17 protein-coding genes are annotated in these 18,212 nt (G+C 42.6%); all 17 read right to left on the minus strand.

The window, feature by feature from the left end; genetic code table 11:
• Nucleotides 1-415: 415 nt before the first annotated feature.
• The 17 genes from cotE to yfmF all read right to left on the minus strand — a co-directional run bounded on the left by cotE (nucleotide 416) and on the right by yfmF (nucleotide 18,138).
• On the minus strand, nucleotides 416-991 hold the full coding sequence (cotE, locus tag GLV98_RS03935; RefSeq protein WP_115823236.1) for an outer spore coat protein CotE: 576 nt from the start codon (nucleotides 989-991) through the stop codon (nucleotides 416-418).
• A 169-nt stretch (nucleotides 992-1,160) separates the two neighbouring features.
• Nucleotides 1,161-1,586, minus strand: a complete 426-nt coding sequence (locus GLV98_RS03940) for a RicAFT regulatory complex protein RicA family protein (RefSeq protein ID WP_089652342.1) — start codon at nucleotides 1,584-1,586, stop codon at nucleotides 1,161-1,163.
• A complete protein-coding gene (gene miaB / locus GLV98_RS03945) occupies nucleotides 1,587-3,158 on the minus strand; it encodes a tRNA (N6-isopentenyl adenosine(37)-C2)-methylthiotransferase MiaB (RefSeq protein WP_160912285.1) in 1,572 nt (523 codons plus the stop codon). It abuts the gene before it with no gap.
• Between the two features lie 434 nt (nucleotides 3,159-3,592).
• Nucleotides 3,593-4,768, minus strand: coding sequence for a glycine C-acetyltransferase (locus tag GLV98_RS03950; RefSeq protein ID WP_160912287.1), 1,176 nt, complete (start codon nucleotides 4,766-4,768; stop codon nucleotides 3,593-3,595).
• A gap of 18 nt (nucleotides 4,769-4,786) precedes the next feature.
• The gene (gene tdh / locus GLV98_RS03955) at nucleotides 4,787-5,827 is read right to left on the minus strand and encodes an L-threonine 3-dehydrogenase (protein WP_337193709.1); all 1,041 of its coding nucleotides are present in this window, start codon (nucleotides 5,825-5,827) and stop codon (nucleotides 4,787-4,789) included.
• A 467-nt stretch (nucleotides 5,828-6,294) separates the two neighbouring features.
• Complete coding sequence (locus GLV98_RS03960) at nucleotides 6,295-6,555, minus strand: stage V sporulation protein S (RefSeq protein WP_008640081.1); 261 nt, start codon at nucleotides 6,553-6,555, stop codon at nucleotides 6,295-6,297.
• Between the two features lie 108 nt (nucleotides 6,556-6,663).
• Nucleotides 6,664-7,461: a TIGR00282 family metallophosphoesterase gene (locus GLV98_RS03965; RefSeq protein WP_160912289.1), complete on the minus strand. Its 798-nt coding sequence runs from the start codon at nucleotides 7,459-7,461 to the stop codon at nucleotides 6,664-6,666.
• An 87-nt stretch (nucleotides 7,462-7,548) separates the two neighbouring features.
• A complete protein-coding gene (rny, locus tag GLV98_RS03970) occupies nucleotides 7,549-9,111 on the minus strand; it encodes a ribonuclease Y (protein ID WP_089652346.1) in 1,563 nt (520 codons plus the stop codon).
• A gap of 345 nt (nucleotides 9,112-9,456) precedes the next feature.
• Entirely contained in the window at nucleotides 9,457-10,500 is a 1,044-nt protein-coding gene (gene recA, locus GLV98_RS03975) for a recombinase RecA (RefSeq protein ID WP_160912291.1), read from the minus strand.
• A 164-nt stretch (nucleotides 10,501-10,664) separates the two neighbouring features.
• Nucleotides 10,665-11,903 carry a competence/damage-inducible protein A gene (locus GLV98_RS03980; RefSeq protein WP_160912293.1) on the minus strand — a complete coding sequence of 413 codons (1,239 nt, stop codon included), beginning with the start codon at nucleotides 11,901-11,903 and terminating at the stop codon, nucleotides 10,665-10,667.
• Complete coding sequence (pgsA, locus tag GLV98_RS03985) at nucleotides 11,900-12,478, minus strand: CDP-diacylglycerol--glycerol-3-phosphate 3-phosphatidyltransferase (RefSeq protein ID WP_160912295.1); 579 nt, start codon at nucleotides 12,476-12,478, stop codon at nucleotides 11,900-11,902. Before pgsA ends, GLV98_RS03980 begins: the two co-directional genes overlap by 4 nt.
• A 117-nt stretch (nucleotides 12,479-12,595) precedes the next feature.
• Nucleotides 12,596-13,516, minus strand: coding sequence for a helix-turn-helix domain-containing protein (locus GLV98_RS03990; protein WP_160912298.1), 921 nt, complete (start codon nucleotides 13,514-13,516; stop codon nucleotides 12,596-12,598).
• 18 nt (nucleotides 13,517-13,534) lie between these two features.
• Nucleotides 13,535-14,326 carry a DUF3388 domain-containing protein gene (locus tag GLV98_RS03995; protein WP_146816339.1) on the minus strand — a complete coding sequence of 264 codons (792 nt, stop codon included), beginning with the start codon at nucleotides 14,324-14,326 and terminating at the stop codon, nucleotides 13,535-13,537.
• A 193-nt stretch (nucleotides 14,327-14,519) separates the two neighbouring features.
• The gene (locus GLV98_RS04000) at nucleotides 14,520-14,780 is read right to left on the minus strand and encodes a DUF3243 domain-containing protein (protein WP_115893179.1); all 261 of its coding nucleotides are present in this window, start codon (nucleotides 14,778-14,780) and stop codon (nucleotides 14,520-14,522) included.
• A 67-nt stretch (nucleotides 14,781-14,847) separates the two neighbouring features.
• On the minus strand, nucleotides 14,848-15,552 hold the full coding sequence (ymfI, locus tag GLV98_RS04005; RefSeq protein ID WP_337193710.1) for an elongation factor P 5-aminopentanone reductase: 705 nt from the start codon (nucleotides 15,550-15,552) through the stop codon (nucleotides 14,848-14,850).
• Nucleotides 15,553-15,559: 7 nt separating this feature from the next.
• Nucleotides 15,560-16,852 (minus strand): EF-P 5-aminopentanol modification-associated protein YfmH, encoded by a 1,293-nt coding sequence (gene yfmH / locus GLV98_RS04010; protein WP_160912300.1) that lies wholly within the window; start codon nucleotides 16,850-16,852, stop codon nucleotides 15,560-15,562.
• Entirely contained in the window at nucleotides 16,852-18,138 is a 1,287-nt protein-coding gene (yfmF, locus tag GLV98_RS04015; protein ID WP_160912302.1) for an EF-P 5-aminopentanol modification-associated protein YfmF, read from the minus strand. The genes yfmH and yfmF overlap by 1 nt, the downstream gene beginning before the upstream one ends.
• Between the last annotated feature and the right edge of the window lie 74 nt (nucleotides 18,139-18,212).

Raw genomic sequence — 18,212 nt, forward strand, 5'->3', positions numbered from 1 at the left:
CATTATAGCATACGAGGCAAATGTTCTTACATGAAAGGACATGACATTATTAAAGTATATAGCAGAATCTCCCCTGGGAATGGATTGGCTGGCACAGAGACCAAAGAGCGAAGTTCGAGGAGGCTTGCCGTCATCCCCACAGGAAATTGTTCAAATGCGGAATCTCCCTGGTAGACACGACCAGCAAAAGCAGAACAGTAACATGATGTATCCTTTCATTCCTTTGCTGTTCTGCTTATGACGCGAGTGTCTGAGCGATGGAGCTAGACGAGTAGCTTCCGAACCACCCCTGACTTCAACGAACCCGGGTTCTCTTGAAACTCAGTCCTCTACAATCGGGAGCTATTATATAATTGTTGTATCATTTATAAAGCAAAAAAAAGAAATCCTCGCTGAAGCAGCAAGGAATTCATCATTAATCGTGACTATCGTGATCTTTGTCTGAAGAGGATGGAAGGAAGTCCGTTTCGATGGCTGAAAAATCATCGGAAGACAAATCATAATCGTAATCATCATCATGGCCGCATCCATGAGGATCCACTTTCACACACAATTTCGTTTCACCTATGACATCTACCACAAACTCTCTCTCTACTTCTACAACAATCTTTTGTCCGTTGCCTGAAATGTTTGCTTCCAAACAGTTCGGTTGCTGTACGACCTTAGCGATTACCTCAAAGTCATCATGTACACAATTATCATCTTTCACTGCCAACTTGACGTGATCACAATAGCTGACACGCTCTGTAACGACTTCTGTTTTTGTATTGTCGTTATACGAATACCAGACGTTCACATCGTAACTGCCAGAGATTTCAACGTGATCTCCTTTCTTTTTGGCATTGTAGATGTGATTGATGACCCAACAACCTAGGATACTTGTCGGACGGTGCGAAGGGCTGATGGTGTGTGTGGATTCTGTAAACTTTTTACCTTTAGCGATTACAGCTTTTGTAATGATCTCTCTGTAATCTCGTTCAAAAAAAGACATAGGGTTTCACTCCTCCTTATTCTACCACCCATCCTATGTTTGGTTGGGCGAATGGTGACTAACGGGAAAATGGCCTAAGGACGTGTTTAATTCATTCTATGCAATAGCCTATAAAATTGTACAAAAAAAACCGCCAGAGGGGGAAAACCCTCTGACGGAAGTGTATGCATCAATGGCTGCAACCATGACTTGATTTATTTGAACCTGTTTCGCCTTGCAGGATATCCCCGCCCGTAGAACGAATGACTTCATTGGTAACTTCACGTGAGATCGTGTTTGAAACCATTTGAAGGATATCATTAATAATGGTTTGAGAATCTTTAAATTCTGCAACGACAGGAATCTCATCCAGCTCATCTTGGAGACGATCGATTTCTTTTTCAATCTTCTGAAGAGCTTCCGTTTTCCCGTAAGCTTGAAAGTTCACCGCCTGCTTTTGCAAAGCTTTGATTTTCTTAATATGAGATTGAACCTTTTGATTGTCATTCAATTTCGCTTCTAATTGCTTGAAACGATCGATTTCTTCGATATCAGCCATCATTTTCGCTAATTTTTTTGCTTCTTCTACAACTTGTTGTCTCGTATACTGTGCCATTTATTTCACCTCTGCGTTGATTTCTAATAACTCACCATCAAGGGACCAAGTTTTCGCTTTGGTCACTCTTACAGGTACAATTTGCCCGATTGTAGACTCAGGTGCACGGAAGTTTACCAACTTGTTCCGCTTCGTGTACCCGGCTAACACATCCGGATTATTCTTACTTTCTCCTTCTACAAGGACATCTACAATTTCACCTTCGTATGCTTTCATAGCGTCCGCAGATTGCTGGTTGACGATTTTATTCAACCGCTGCAAACGCTCCTTCTTCTCTTCCATTGAAACGTTATCTTTCATTTTAGCTGCGGGCGTATTATCTCTTGGAGAATAGATAAATGTATAGGCAGCTTCAAAGCCGACTTCCTCCACAAGGGATAACGTATCCTGGAACTGCTCTTCCGTTTCATTAGGAAACCCGACGATAATATCCGTCGTCAGGGTTGCGTCTGGCATCGCTACACGAATTTTGCGAACAAGTTCAAGATACTCTTCCCTGGAGTATTTACGACCCATGATTTTCAAAATATCGCTATTCCCTGACTGGACGGGTAGATGGATATGGTCGAGCATATTACCGCCTTTCGCAAGTACTTCAATCAAGCGATCGTCAAAGTCTCTTGGGTGAGATGTTGTAAAGCGGACCCGGGGAATATCGATACTGCGTAGCTCATCCATCAAATCGCCAAGCCCATAGGCCATATCCAAGTCTTTTCCATACGCATTGACGTTCTGTCCAAGAAGAGTGATTTCTTTATACCCTTGAGCCGCTAAATGCCTTACTTCTTGGATGATGTCCTGTGGTAAACGGCTTCTTTCTTTTCCTCTTGTATATGGAACAATACAGTAGGTGCAGAATTTGTCACAGCCATACATGATGTTCACCCAAGCTTTAATTTTACCTTTTCGTGACCTTGGAAGGTTTTCAATAATGTCCCCTTCTTTCGACCATACATCGATCACCATTTCTTTCCCGAACATCGCTTCTTTTACGAGCTGTGGGATTCTATGAATATTGTGTGTACCGAAAATAAGGTCGATAAATGGGTGTTTTTTAAGAATCCGGTTTACGACAGACTCTTCCTGTGACATACACCCACAGATTCCAATGATCAAATTCGGGTTTTCCATTTTCAAAGGCTTTAAGTGTCCAATTTCACCGAACACCTTATTTTCTGCATTTTCACGAATGGCACAGGTATTCAATAAAATGATATCTGCTTCTTTCGTATCTTTTGTAGGTTCATAACCCATCTCTTCAAAAATTCCTGCCATGACTTCAGTATCATGTTCGTTCATCTGACATCCGTATGTACGGATCAAATATTTTTTACCTTTGCCTGCTTGATCCATATCTTCAGGAATTTCAAAATCATAATGCACATCGGTTTCTTTCCGTTTCCGGCGCTGTGCATCCCTCATGTTCGGAGGTTGATATGTCGTTTCAAAATATTTAACAAAATCTTCACTTGTTTTTTGTTTGAGTCGATTTAAGTTATCTTGCTCTGCTTTATCATCCGCCGTGGAAGGCTTGCGAATTTGTGACATTTCCTTTCGTTGCTGTTCGTTCATAATGATCTCCTTTCAAGCCGAACCTTCTAACTGTACCATTATATCAAGTTTTTCATGATAAATTAAGCGTAAACATGAATTCCACCTTTTTTCATCCATTTTCGAAACATTATATTCAACAATTTGGCAGGATTATGGAAGACTCAGTTTCGAGACTTTTGTTGAGTGGGTGGAGCTGCGAGACTCCTGTGGTAGAAGGAGAAAGGCGGAGAATCCCTTAGTTAGTACTTCAGCCCGCTCCAAGGAAGCTCGGCGCTCCCCCATAGGAAAGCGAGTGGCTACCTAGCGCACCCTAACGCTCAACCAGACAACACCTACCTAAACATTCCGAAACTAAGTCTTCCACAATCGGGAGCGTTTGTTTGATAGAGGGGGTACTGGTTTTTAAATTAAAAGAAGCCAGCTACGGAATTTCATAGCTGGCTTCTTTACTATTACAAGATCCCTAATTTTTTACCGACTTTTTCAAAGGCATCAAGAGCTTCTTGTAGTTCTTCTTTTGAATGTTCTGCTGTAACAATTGTACGGACACGTCCCTTACCTCGCTGGACTGTCGGGAAGACGATTCCTTGAGCGAACACTCCTTCTTCGAACAATTCATCAGAGAATTTGTGTGTCAGGGCGTCATCCCCTACCATGACAGGAGTTACCGGCGTTTCACTGATTCCTGTGTCAAATCCAAGAGCGTTTAAGCCATCTTTAAAGAATTTTGTATTGTCCCAAAGCTTTTCAATCAGTTCTGGTTCTTCTAACAATACATCAATCGCTGCATCATTCGCAGCCGTTACTGCTGGCGGGTGGGAGGTACTGAACAAGAACGGACGACCTTTATGAATCAAGTAATCTCGAAGGGTTTTTGTACTCGCCACATACCCTCCAAGGACTCCAATCGCTTTACTTAGAGTTCCGACTTGAATGTGGACGCGGCCATCCAAATTGAAATGGTTGACCGTTCCACGACCGTTGGCACCAAGTACCCCACTCGCATGAGCATCATCCACCATGACGAGAGCATCATACTTTTCAGCAAGTTCTACGATTTTCGGTAGAGGAGCGATATTGCCATCCATCGAAAATACGCCATCGGTTACGATTAATCGTGTACGATAATCGCCACTTTCTTTTAACGCAGACTCTAAAGACTCCATATCGACGTGTTTATAAATTTTACGATCCGCTTTTGTCAAACGAATTCCGTCGATGATAGATGCGTGATTCAACTCATCGGAGATGACTACATCTTCTTTACCGAGAATGGAAGACAAGACACCTTGGTTTGTAGTGAAGCCGGATTGGAATACAAGTGCAGCTTCTGTGTGTTTGAACTTCGCTAATTTCTCTTCAAAGTCTTCATGCATTTTCAATGTACCTGCAATCGTACGGACAGAACCTGTTCCGACGCCATACACTTCATTAGCTTTTTCCGCTGCTTCTTTCATCTTCGGATGTGAGGTAAGCCCCAGATAGTTATTGGAAGAAAGTTGAATCACTTCTTTTCCTTTGATTGTCACTTTGGAACCTTGTGCAGATTCCAGAGGGATCAACGTACGGAACGTCCCTTCTTCCTGCATCTCGTTTAGTTCTTTTTGCAAGTATTCAAAGCCTTTCATAAAACATCCTCCTTACAATTATGGGTGTAAAACTACTTTTCCACATTGACCCTGATTCATCAAGTCAAAGCCCTTCTCAAATTCTTCAAGCTTTAAATGGTGAGTAATCAGTGGAGTGACATCCACCTGTTGAGATTGAAGAAGACGGGAAACCTGCTGCCACGTTTCGTACATCTTTCTTCCCGTAATCCCTTGAACCTCTACGCCTTTGAATACGATGTCATTCGTCACATCGAGGCTCACTCTCTTCGTAGGTAGACTTAGAATGGAAACACGGCCGCCATTCGTAATCATTTTAAATCCTTGGTCCATCGCTACAGGATGTCCACTCATTTCACAAACGACGTCTACCCCATGGCCATCTGTTAACTCTTTTGCTTTTTCAACAGGATCGATTTCACCAGAATGGATCACGGTTGTCGCTCCCATTTTCTCAGCAAGTTCCAGGCGGTATGGATTCAAATCAAAAGCAAGCACTTGAGATGCTCCAGCTGCCTTAGCTACGCCTACAGCCATTAAACCAATAGGTCCACAACCGATGATGGCTACTGATTTCCCTGCTACATCGCCATTAAGAACCGTATGTACAGCATTCCCCATCGGCTCTTGAATGGAAGCGATGTCTGTTGGCATCTCATCAGGATTCTTCCATAGGTTATCTGCTGGAAGAGCTACATATTCCGCAAAACACCCTTGCGTATCTACACCAATAATTTTAGTGTTTTCACAAATATGGAATTTACCCGTCAAGCATTGCGGACAGTGCCCACAAATAAGGTGAGTCTCTGCACTCACATAATCTCCTGTTTGGAAATTATGGACCTTACTCCCTACTTCCACAATCTCTCCTGAAAATTCATGACCGAAAACGTAAGGTGGTTTGACGCGGCTTTCAGACCACTCATCCCAATTATATATATGGACATCCGTCCCACAAATCGATGTCGCTTTCACACGAATCAATACTTCATCATCACGGATTTCCGGAATCGCAACTTCTTGCATTTGCGCTCCTGGGCCCCGGTGATGCTTAACGATCGCTTTCATCGTTCCATTCACAGTGAACACTCCCAACCTTAATAAATCATTATTAAACCTCTTATAAAAACAATATTAACATGGATTAAGGAAAACGCAAACCTGTATGTCCACTGGGAAAACACAATCGCTCATATTATTCTACAGTCTTTTCGCCTCTATAAAATCTCCACATTTATTGCATTGATTCTCCCTATTCTCGAAGACCTGATTATAATCTGTATGAGTGGATCAACTTAGACGGCAGAGGATAGCCCGCTTTCCACCTCCACTGCCTCTTAATATAGTAATCAACACGTGTGATCTTGAGAAAGGTCCATCCTACTTTAAAAAAACAATGTCTATTAAAATTTATAAAAAAAGACGTACTCGATTAAGAGTACGCCTTTTTTGCTCCATTCTATTTTTCATTCATTCACAACGATAAGGTATTCGCTAGCAAACATCGTAAGTACACGAAACTTATAAAAAAGCCTGGAATTATAAGTTCATCGAGGTTCGACGATCAACTTGATCGCTGTTCGCTCCTCCTCATCGATCATGATATCTGTAAATGCTGGAATGCAAATCAGGTCCATGCCGCTCGGGGCAACAAACCCTCTTGCGATGGCAACGGCTTTAACTGCCTGATTCAATGCTCCAGCTCCGATCGCTTGGATTTCGGCCGTCCCGCGCTCTCGTACTACATTGGCCAAGGCTCCTGCTACTGAATTAGGTACGGATTTGGCTGATACTTTTAAGACTTCCATTACTAGCTCCTCCTTCAATCACTATAGTTGTTCCATAACTACTATATTCTTGGAGATGTAGGATATTACCTTTTCATTATGAATGAATTTGTCGCAAAATTCAAATAATCACTCGAAGAATGGATGGTCATCGTTAATTAAAATACGCTGCACTTTTGTAGATTTTCCTGTTTTATCATCCACATCCACCAAGAAGGCACTTAGTTGTGCTCTTCCCTTTTTTGGAACTTCAAAACGTACAGGTAAGTTTGTAAGAAAACGCTTTAAAACCGCTTCCCGTTCCATTCCTAGAATTCCGTCGTAAGGTCCTGTCATACCTACGTCGGAAATATAACCGGTGCCTCCTGGCAGGATTCTTTCATCTGCTGTCTGTATATGGGTGTGTGTCCCTACATTCACACTCACTCTGCCATCTACATACCAGCCCATCGCCTGTTTTTCACTAGTTGCTTCTGCATGAAAATCCAGAAAAATAATAGACGTGCGTTTTTTCGCTTCTGTTATCATCTCATCAATTTTTCTGAATGGATCATCATTCGGAGACAAAAACGTACGTCCTTGCAAGTTAATGACAGCGACTTCACCCTTAGGAGTCTTGACAAAAGTCATTCCTTTCCCTGGAGTGCCTTCGGGATAATTGGCAGGCCGGACGAGATATTCCGCAGCATCGATAAAGTCAAAGATTTCCTTTTTATCCCACGCATGGTTGCCAAGGGTTACAGCTTGGGCTCCTTTTTCAAGGAAGCGACGGTAGATTTTTTCGGTAATGCCTTTCCCTGACGCTGCATTTTCACCGTTCACAATCGTCACAGCAGGCTGATATTTCTGCTTGAGTTTCGGTAAGTATTCGTCAACCATTTCCCGTCCTGGCGAACCCACGACATCACCAATAAATAAAATTCTCATAAAACAAAACCCTTCCTTCCGCAATTGTTTCTTTATTGTACCCGTAAAAACAGAAATGAAGCGACCAAGAAGGCCGCTTCATTCATTTTATTTCGCATACTCCACAGAGCGTGTTTCACGAATAACGGTAACTTTAATATGACCTGGATAATCGAGTTCTCCCTCGATTCGATTTCGAATATCTCGTGCTAATCTTGTTGCTTCAAGATCATCAATTTCATCAGGACGAACCATGATGCGAACTTCGCGTCCAGCTTGGATCGCGAAAGATTTCTCTACGCCATCGTAAGACTCTGAAATCTCTTCCAGTTTTTCAAGACGTTTGATGTAATTCTCTAAGGTTTCACTTCTGGCTCCAGGACGTGCCGCGGATAGAGCATCGGCAGCAGCAACAAGTACAGAAATGATTGATGTCGGCTCTTCATCACCATGGTGGGAAGCCACAGCATTAATGACCGTTTCATTCTCTTTGTACTTCATCGCCAATTCTTTACCGATTTCCACGTGACTTCCTTCTACTTCATGGTCAATGGCTTTACCAATATCATGAAGCAGTCCTGCACGACGGGCCAGGGTTTCATCTTCTCCAAGTTCGGCAGCTAACAAACCGGAAAGGTAGGCGACTTCCATTGAGTGTTTCAAGACGTTTTGTCCATAACTTGTACGGTATTTCAGACGTCCTAAAATCTTAATTAGATCGGGATGGAGACCATGAACACCTACTTCAAAAGTCGTTTGTTCTCCAACTTCTCTGATGTAATCATCAACTTCTCGTCTAGACTTGTCCACCATCTCTTCAATACGAGCGGGGTGAATTCGTCCATCCTGCACTAACTTCTCAAGGGCCATTCTTGCTGTTTCTCGTCGAATTGGATCAAACCCTGAAAGGATGACAGCCTCAGGTGTATCGTCAATGATCAAGTCTATGCCTGTCAGTGTTTCTAACGTACGAATGTTCCGGCCTTCACGTCCGATGATACGCCCTTTCATTTCGTCATTAGGAAGGTTGACAACGGAAACGGTCGTTTCAGCCACATGATCGGCTGCACAACGCTGAAGGGCAAGGGAAAGAATGCTTTTCGCCTTCTTATCCGCTTCTTCTTTCGCGCGGTTTTCCGCTTCTTTAATCATAAGTGCTGACTCATGCGATACCTCTTGTTCGACGCGTTCTAAGATCATCTGCTTCGCCTGGTCTGATGTTAGGCTTGAAATACGTTCAAGCTCTGTTTGTTGTTCTTGAAGCATAGCTTTCACTTTGCTTTCCATTTCTTCAATTTGTTGTTGTCTCTCGGCAAGAGTCCCTTCTTTCTTTTCGAGTGAAAGATCACGTTGGTCAAGCGTTCCACTCTTACGATCAAGATTCTCTTCTTTCTGAGTTAAACGATTTTCAGTTTTCTGCAGTTCCATGCGGCGCTCACGGATTTCGTTCTCCGCTTCCTGGCGAAATTTCTGGTTCTCTTCTTTCGCTTCCAGAAGAGCTTCCTTCTTGGCTGATTCAGCATTGCGATGACCTTCTTCCACAATCTGTTTCGCAAGGTCCTCAGCACTGGAAATTTTCGCTTCCGCAATCGATTTCCGAATAAGATAACCAACAACAGAACCGATGATAAGGGCAAGCAAAATGAAGATGAGCGAGGATATTATATCCATAATTTCACCTCCTCTTGCTATGAACTTGGTCCGTTTGTCGGCAATTACAAACGTTTCATTTTCAGTTTCATTTTGTTTAAGATAAGGGTATAAAGATGAAAATGATACACATTCATTTTATGCTTGACTATACGGAATGTCAAGGAAACGCCCTATGTATCTGCTAACATATTCAAATATTTAAAAATGTCAGTCTATTAATATTACATTTCCACACCCGACCGCCTCGAAAAAGACCATATGTAAACTTTGATCTGGTTCTTGATATTGACTTCAAAAAAATCAAACATATGTAAAAATCGAGTATGAAACCACTGTTTCATACTCGATTTTCTACTAGTACAATTAAACGTCCAGCGTTTCCTGGCTTTCCTTATTTTTGGCGTCTGCAGCTTCTTCATCTGCTTCCATGCCATAATGATCTCGAATCAATTTTTTAACTTCTTCGTAGACCTCTACATTTTCTTTAAGGAATTGCTTTGCATTTTCACGACCTTGGCCAAGCCTATCATCTTTATACGAATACCAGGAACCACTCTTCTGGATGAGGTCGAGGTCTGTTCCGATATCAAGCAGTTCCCCTTCCCGAGAAATTCCTTCTCCGTACATAATATCTACTTCTGCCTGTCTGAAAGGAGGGGCTACTTTGTTTTTGACCACTTTCAAACGGGTTTTGTTCCCGACCATTTCGTTTCCTTGTTTCAAAGTTTCCGCACGACGGACTTCAAGACGAACAGAAGAATAGAATTTCAACGCACGTCCACCAGGTGTTGTTTCTGGGTTACCGAACATAACTCCTACTTTTTCACGAATCTGGTTGATGAAGATGGCTGTCGTTTTGGATTTGTTGATGGCTCCAGAGAGCTTACGAAGGGCCTGGGACATCAAACGGGCTTGCAAACCAACGTGTGCGTCACCCATTTCCCCTTCAATCTCAGCTTTTGGAACAAGTGCTGCTACGGAGTCGATGACAACCATATCGACTGCACCACTACGGACAAGAGCTTCCGCAATTTCAAGTGCTTGCTCCCCCGTATCCGGTTGAGAAAGTAGCAGTTCTTCAATGTCTACACCCAACGCTCTTGCATAGACAGGATCTAAGGCATGCTCCGCATCGATGAAGGCCGCCTGACCACCTTTTCTTTGAGCTTCTGCAATCGCGTGAAGCGCGACTGTTGTCTTACCAGATGATTCTGGTCCATAAATTTCTACAATTCTACCACGCGGGTAGCCGCCGACTCCAAGTGCCACGTCAAGAGCAAGTGATCCACTAGGAACCGTATTTACTTTCTGCTCAGCGCTTTCTCCTAGCTTCATAATGGAGCCTTTACCGAATTGCTTTTCTATTTGACGCAATGCCATATCTAATGCTTGTTTACGATCGCTCATTATATACCGCCTTTCAATATTTCTATCCCTATCATAACTTGTTTTTGACCGTTTGCCAACTAAAAAGCGAATAAATGTTCCCTTTTTTTATAAAGAAAAAAGGTGCAATTTTTTTATTTCCTCTACGTGAAATTATCAAAATTGCACCTTTTTAGCAATAAAAATCATTTTTTCAGTCTATGGAAAATCATTTCGTACGCTTTTTTCACAGCTCTTACTCGCACCTGTTCCCGTCCACCGTCGAAATGAAATTTATGAACTTCTGGTTTTCTCTCTCCTATTTGAAGCCCTATAAAGACAGTACCTGGTTCATGCCCTTCGCTGGCATCCGGACCGGCCACTCCTGTGAAACTGACAGCAACATCGACGTTTAAGTTAGCTTGAGCGTTTAAAGCCATCATCTCCGCACATTCATGGCTGATGGTACCGCATTTTTTTATTAGGAATTTAGGGATTTGAAGCACTCTTTCTTTCATATCCACAGTATAGACGGTATATCCGCCTTGACAGACGGACGAAGCACCCGGCAATGCTATGAGACGCTCCAAAAACCTCCCGCCGGTAAAGCTTTCTGCTGAACCGATTTTGAATCCTTTTTCTTTAAGAAGATCTCTGACCTTCTCTTCAATGGTAATCGCATCACTGCCGTAATAATATTTTCCGACTTGGGCGAGGATTTCTGTTTTGAGTGTGAGGATTTTTTCTTTCGCCTTTTCTGTTGATTCCCCTGTAGCTGTTAACCTTAAGCCAACTTCACCCTCAGAAGCGAGCGGGGCAATGGTCGGATTGGTCTGGGATGTAATAAAGGACTGCAGCTTTGTTTCCAAATCCGATTCGCCAATCCCGATAAAACGCATCATTTCTGAGACGATTTGGGATTCAATGTGGTAGTTATTCTGCAAATACGGAATGACATATTCATCCATTATATACTTCATTTCTCTAGGTACTCCTGGAAGGAAGACCCACAGGGTGTCGTCATGCTTAACCAATTGACCAGGCGCCATACCTTCTAAATTTGGAAAGACGGAGGCACTCTCAAACACACGGGCCTGTTTACGATTGTTCTCTGACATAAACTTTTGATTTCTTTGATAATAGCCCTTGATCTTTTCCATGGAATCTTCGTGTTCGACCAATTCCTCATCAAAAACCAGTTGAGCGGCATCCAGTGTCAAGTCATCTTCTGTAGGACCGAGTCCACCTGTGACAATTACAAGGTCAGCCCTTGTTTCGGCCAATGCAAAAGAATCTGTCACCCTTTTCAGATTATCTCCAACCACGGTGTGATGATAAACGGAATGTCCAAGGGTCGCAAGCCGACTTGAAATCCACTGAGCATTTGTATTCGCAATTTGACCTAAAAGTAACTCTGTTCCGACACCTATGATTTCTGCTCTCATTTGGAATCCCTCATCACATGCCAATTTTTCTTAAAGTAATCATAACCCGAGTACACGGTAATGAATAGAGCCAGATAAAGAGCAATCATCCCAAGAGGGAATCCTACAAATGCAAATGGCCAATTATGCAAGAGAAGAAGGGAAATGGCGATGATTTGGATCCATGTCTTCAGTTTCCCCATTTGGCTTGCTGCAAGAACACTTCCTTCTCCAGCGGCCACTAATCGAAGTCCCGTCACTGCGAATTCACGACTGATAATCAATATGACGATCCATGCAGGCGCGAGTCCAATCTCGACCAATAAGATGAGGGCTGCACTAACTAACAGCTTATCAGCCAAAGGATCGAGAAACTTCCCTAAGTTCGTGACAAGGTTGTATTTCCTTGCAATATATCCGTCGATCCAGTCCGTTGTAGAAGCTAAAATAAACAGAAGCGCACCTGCTAGATGGGCAACGGGTAATTCACGGTCTTCCATTTGAAAAGTTCCCCAATCAAATGGAACACTCATAAGGATGATGAATATCGGAATAAGGAATATTCTGGATAATGTAATTTTATTTGGTAAGTTCATAAGCTCACTCTCCTAACAGTCATTTCAATACATGAAAGGCTGCCCGTCCACGGAGAGTGGCTTTGCACTCTTCCAATGAAACGCCGGGGCAGCCTAGTCATGATTATATTCAGTTTCTTAGTTGAATTGCAACAATAACTTCTGGGTGGATACTTCCGGGTTAGGATAAGGAACTTCCTTTCCGCCAATCGTAACGGTTGTTCCCGGTGCATTCCCAGTCTTAATGTACAATTCAGCTTTGTCACCTAAATCCAGGGAGATCGGCGAATCTTCTGCAGTGTATTCCTTCGCTGTCACAAGGTCTTCACCACTCTTAGGCGCTTGTACTTCCATGTAGGCTCTGCCTGTTAACTCGATGGTAACGGAACGTTCAGTCATCCCGCTGACATTATAGGTGTGCTCTGGAAAAGAACCTGTCCCTTCCTGAACCATTTGAATGTCCACCTCTGCTTCTTCCTCCGCAGCTGGTTCATCTTCTTCCTCCTGCGCTGCTTCGTCCTCTGAAGCTGACTCCTCCGATTCACTTCCATCTTCATTACCTTCCGCTTCTTCCTGTTCGTCGGAAGTTTTACTTTGAGAATTCTCAGGCACACTAATTTCATTGTTGGAACCATTGTCTGTTGCTGTATTGCCATCCTCAGCCCCGCTCATATTCTGCCACACGAGCCACACGACAAATATTAAGCCAATAATCAATCCAACGGTTATAATCGTGGGCAGAACCCCGGAAGATGGGCCGCTTTTCTGTGTCACTTCCTTTTTCGTCCTCTGGACACGGCTGTACTGTACCGTGCTCTCTTCATCGAAGGTCGGAAGCTCCCCTTTATGTTCTTCCATGACGACTTCTGGGTCCAATCCTACAGCAGAGGCATATTCCCTAATAAACGCACGGGTATAGAATTTTCCAGGCAGCACTTGAAACTCATTCTTTTCAATCGCCTGAAGGTAGCGTTTTTGTATTTTTGTCGTCTCTTGCAACGATTCTAAAGAAAGGCCTTTCGATTCCCGGGCTTCCCTCAGTCTTTCACCAATCTCCATGTTAACACCATCCAATTTCTAAAAATCGAACATGGAAAAACCTTCGTTCATTGACATCTCTTGTTTTTCCACAGGTTCATAAGTAATTTCTTCATCTTCGTTATTGCGAAGTTCAATAATGTAATCAAAGTCATCCATTGTATATTCCGTTTCCTGCACGAAAATGTCAGGGTGTTCAATGACTTTCGTTGCAGGGAGTCTCATGATCTCACGTACAAGCTGCCAGTGCTTTTCATTTGCTCGTTTAGCAGACACAATCCCATCGATGATGTAAAGATTGTCTTCACTGTACTCTTCATCGATCAGCTGATTGCGTACCGTCTGCTTTAAAAGTGTACTGGATACAAATAGCCATCTCTTGTTTGCACATACACTCGCTGCTACGACAGACTCTGTTTTTCCTACTCGGGGCATCCCACGAATCCCAATCAATTTATGCCCATCCTTCATGAAGAGCTCAGCCATAAAATCAACTAGTAATCCCAAGTCCTCCCGATTGAAACGGAAAGTTTTACGATCATCCACATCGCTATGTATATATCGTCCATGCCTTACTGCCAAACGATCTCTCAATTTTGGCCGGCGCAGTTTAGTCACTTTTATAGTATCCATTGTATTTAAAATCGATCTCAACCGAGTGATTTGTTCTTCATCTTTACATAAAAGCAACATTCCCCGGTGTGAATTTTCTACACCATTGATGGTGACGATGTTAATCGCCATCATCCCGAGCAGTGAGGAGATGTCCCCAAGCAATCCTGGGCGGTTATATTGGATTTCATATTCTAAGTACCATTCTTTTTTTTCCATAATACAACTCCTCTGAAAAATTGTCGTTATTTGTCAAAGTCGAGTGATTTATGGAATTTTTCACTCTCTATCTATCATAAAGGATTTTTTCTAAATAGGAAAGGTTCGATCCTACATAAACATACAAAAATTGAAAAAGCTTGGTATTATCAGAAAAAATCCGCACAGACGTCTGTGCGGATTGATGACGAGGTTAACCTTGATTTCCTTCGTTTTGAACCATTTTCACCATCATATTAGCAATGGCGTGTTGTTCTTTTTCATCTGCTACATTCCAAAGATCACGCAAGACAGCTTCCTGCTCGTTCTTCGCATCCACGGAGTTTGCTAAATAACCACCAATTTCATAAGCAAGCTCAGAAACGGCTTGTTCTTGCATGCCTTGACCTTTCGCCTGATGTAAGCGATCACCCAAGAAATCTTTCCAAGAATCGAAATTATCGAGAACAGACATGATGTAACCTCCTCTGAATTTTTTCATGCTTAGTATGAGAAGGAAACACGGATCTTATGCAACAGAATTAAGACCAACCGCCATCGACTTGAATCACTTGTCCCGTTATGTAGCTTGATTTGTCACTCATCAAAAAGCCGGCCGTTTGTGCGACTTCCTCAGGCGTCCCCGACCGTCCAAGAGGTATATCGTTTTCAAGAAAGTCCAATTCTTCTTGGGCGAGGTGGGCGTTCATCTTAGTCGCAATCAAGCCAGGTGCAATACCGTTGACTCTGATTCCACTTGGCGCGACTTCTTTCGCAAGTCCTTTGACAAAGCTGTTTTGTGCGCCTTTCACAGAGCTGTACACAACCTCCATACTTGCACCTTCAAGTCCAAAAATAGAACTGATGACTAGAATATTGCCACTTTTTTTTCGAATCATATACGGAAGCACCTTCTGTGTGATCATCCACAGAGATTTGACGTGGACCAAATACAGTTCGTCCATCTCATCCGGTTTCATATCCTGGAATAAACCCCGATACATATGCCCGCCAGCAAAGATCACGGCATCCCATTCTTCATCAATGTGAACTAAAAGTGAATGGATGCCATCTAAAGTGGAAAGATCCGCTTGATATTTCCCACCCCATTGGGTATCAGGGATCTCTTCACTTAATTCTTGGATGATTTGCTCACTTTGGTTGTAATGCAGGCCAACGGAAAAGCCTTGATCGACAACACGTTGAACGATTGCCTGACCAATTCCTCCGCTGGCCCCTATGATCAAACACCTCTTATGCATTGGTTTGAGGTTTGATTTGGAAGACAGTGATTGCATCTTCTTTCAACCAGTGTTGCAAGTATTCTTCCGCATCATCAGCGGTCAAGGATTCAATGATCGGCAGCACTTCAAATAAGTCTGTACCAAGTGTATGGTAATGGGTAAATTGGTTGGCGATGAATTCCAAGGAGTTCATCGCTCTCATAAATTGACCGATTTTCTTCCTCTTCATCCTCGTAAAGTCTTCATCGGATATCCGTTGCTCTTTTAACTCATGCAACATTTCCTTAATACGAGATGCCATTTCATCAGGCTTTCTAGAGTCTCCTCCAAGAATTGTGAAACCGAATTGACGATCAAGTTCCGTTTCAAATTGGAAGCTGTCATCAATAAGATCGTTTTTATACAGCTCCTCATAGAAAACGCCGCTTCTTGAGAAATAATAATCAAGAATCATCCCTGATAGAAGTTCTCCACGAACCAATTCTTCGCCTGTTAAGCCATCGACGTTTTCCTTGACCCCGACCATCGCTTTCGCTGTTGTCACGGGCATCGTGATTGAATGTTCTTTTTTAGCAGCAGAAGCTGGTTCTTCAGGATAGGAACGGTTGATTTCCGGCGCATCAGGGAATTCTTTTTTCGCTTGATTATCCCTAATCAATGTCATCATGGACTCAGGGTCGATATTTCCAGCAACGAATAAGACCATATTCGAAGGATGATAAAATGTCTCGTAACAGGTGTAGAGGTCATCTTTCGTGATTTTCTGTATGCTGTCAACGGTCCCTGCGATGTCCACCTTCACAGGGTGGTCATGATATAAACTCTGAATGGTTCCGAAAAAGGAACGCCAATCAGGCTGATCGTCGTACATGCGGATTTCCTGAGCGATGATCCCTTTTTCTTTTTCTACAGATTCCTCTGAGAAATAAGGGTCCTGCACGAAATCAAGCAGTGTCTGAACATTTTTATCGATTTGACTGGTTGCAGAAAACAAATAAGCCGTTTTTGTAAAGGAAGTAAAAGCATTCGCTGATGCCCCGAGCCTCGTGAAATCCTGGAACACATCCCGGTCTTCTTTTTCAAACAATTTATGCTCAAGAAAGTGTGCAATCCCTTCTGGCACCGTTACCTTTTCATTTTTTCCGATCGGTGTGAATGTTTGATCGATTGATCCATAATTCGTCGTGAAGATCCCAAATGTTTTGGCCATTTCGGGCTTAGAAAGTAAAAACACCTTCAATCCATTATCCAATGTTTCCTGATAAACCGTTTCGTTCAGCTGAGTATAGACCAGTTCTTCCATTAAGATTCCCCTCCTTCTTTGCTCGTCAAAAAGTAAATCGTGTCCAATTCGATCTTTTTGGCCATCTGGACGACTTGTTCTTTCGTTACTTTCCGGATATTATCGATTAACTCATTCGCAGGCATTTCCGCACCTGATAACATTTGATGATAAAGCACTTCGATCATCCCGTTCGCATTATCCATCGTTTCTTGAAGTTGATGAATGACTTGTTCTTTCGTCTCTTCAACTTGTTCCTCTGTGAAGTCTCCGTTCTTCATTGCATCCATTTGCTCTAGAATGATTGATTTTGCCTGATCAAAGTCTTTAGGGTCTACGCCACTAAAAACAAGCAGGAGGCCTTTATGACTCTCAAACCTTGAAGCGGCATAATAGGCTAAGCTGTGTTTCTCACGAACGTTCATGAACAGCTTGGAACTTGGGAAACCTCCGAATATGCCATTGAAGATTTGCAAGGCATAATAATCATCATCACCGAACTTCGTATAAGTCCTGTAACCAAGATGAAGTTTGCCCTGGTTTACTTCTTCCCTCTCGACAACTTCCCTTGCTTCTTTCACCTCTTTTGTAACAGATGCTTGATCGTCATCCGCATTGGTGCTTCCTTTTCTAGAGAAATACTGATCTGTCAGTTTTTCAATCGCTTTTTGATCCATGTCACCAATCACATACACGTCAAGCATGTCTTTTGCGATCATGTCTTTATAATAAGCGTAAAGTTTTTCAGATGTAATTGTTTCGAGATCTTCCAAATATCCATGCACATGTAAAGCATAAGGTTCGTCTTTGCACATATGATCCATGAGCCTCATATTGGCATAACTCATTTTGTCATCTTTGATGCTGGTGATTTTTTGCTCAAGGGTCTGCTTTTCACGATTGACGATGGAGGAATCAAACCCTTCCCCTTCCGTCTTCGGATCAAAAAGTACTTCATGAAACAATTGAACCGCTTCCTCCAGAATCGGCTCTTGGTCGTTCAAGTATGCTTCATTGACAACTTCCATGCGGAAGCTGATGACATGGTTCTCACCCTTCTTAGAGCCATCACTTGAAAGAGCGGTTCCATAAAGGTTTTCAAACGCAGACTGGAGTGATCGTACATTCGGGTGATTGTTCGTCGCTTTTTGCAGGACATGTGGTAAAAGCGCACGTTCAGTAATCCCTTCCCTTTTTAAAGGGGCTTTGAATTTTGCAACAATCGTAATGGTTTTGTATTTTTTGCTTGGTAAAATATGTAGACGATACCCTTCTTTTTCGAGTAGCGTTTCTTCAGTTATTTTCATATTCATCCTCCTTATCAGTCTCTTCTATTATAGACCTACATGTCCATATTCATCCATTCTAACTAAGTCTTATG

Origin of the sequence: Halobacillus litoralis, from assembly GCF_009856415.1 — a bacterium.
Taxonomy (GTDB): Bacteria; Bacillota; Bacilli; order Bacillales; family Halobacillaceae; genus Halobacillus; species Halobacillus litoralis_C.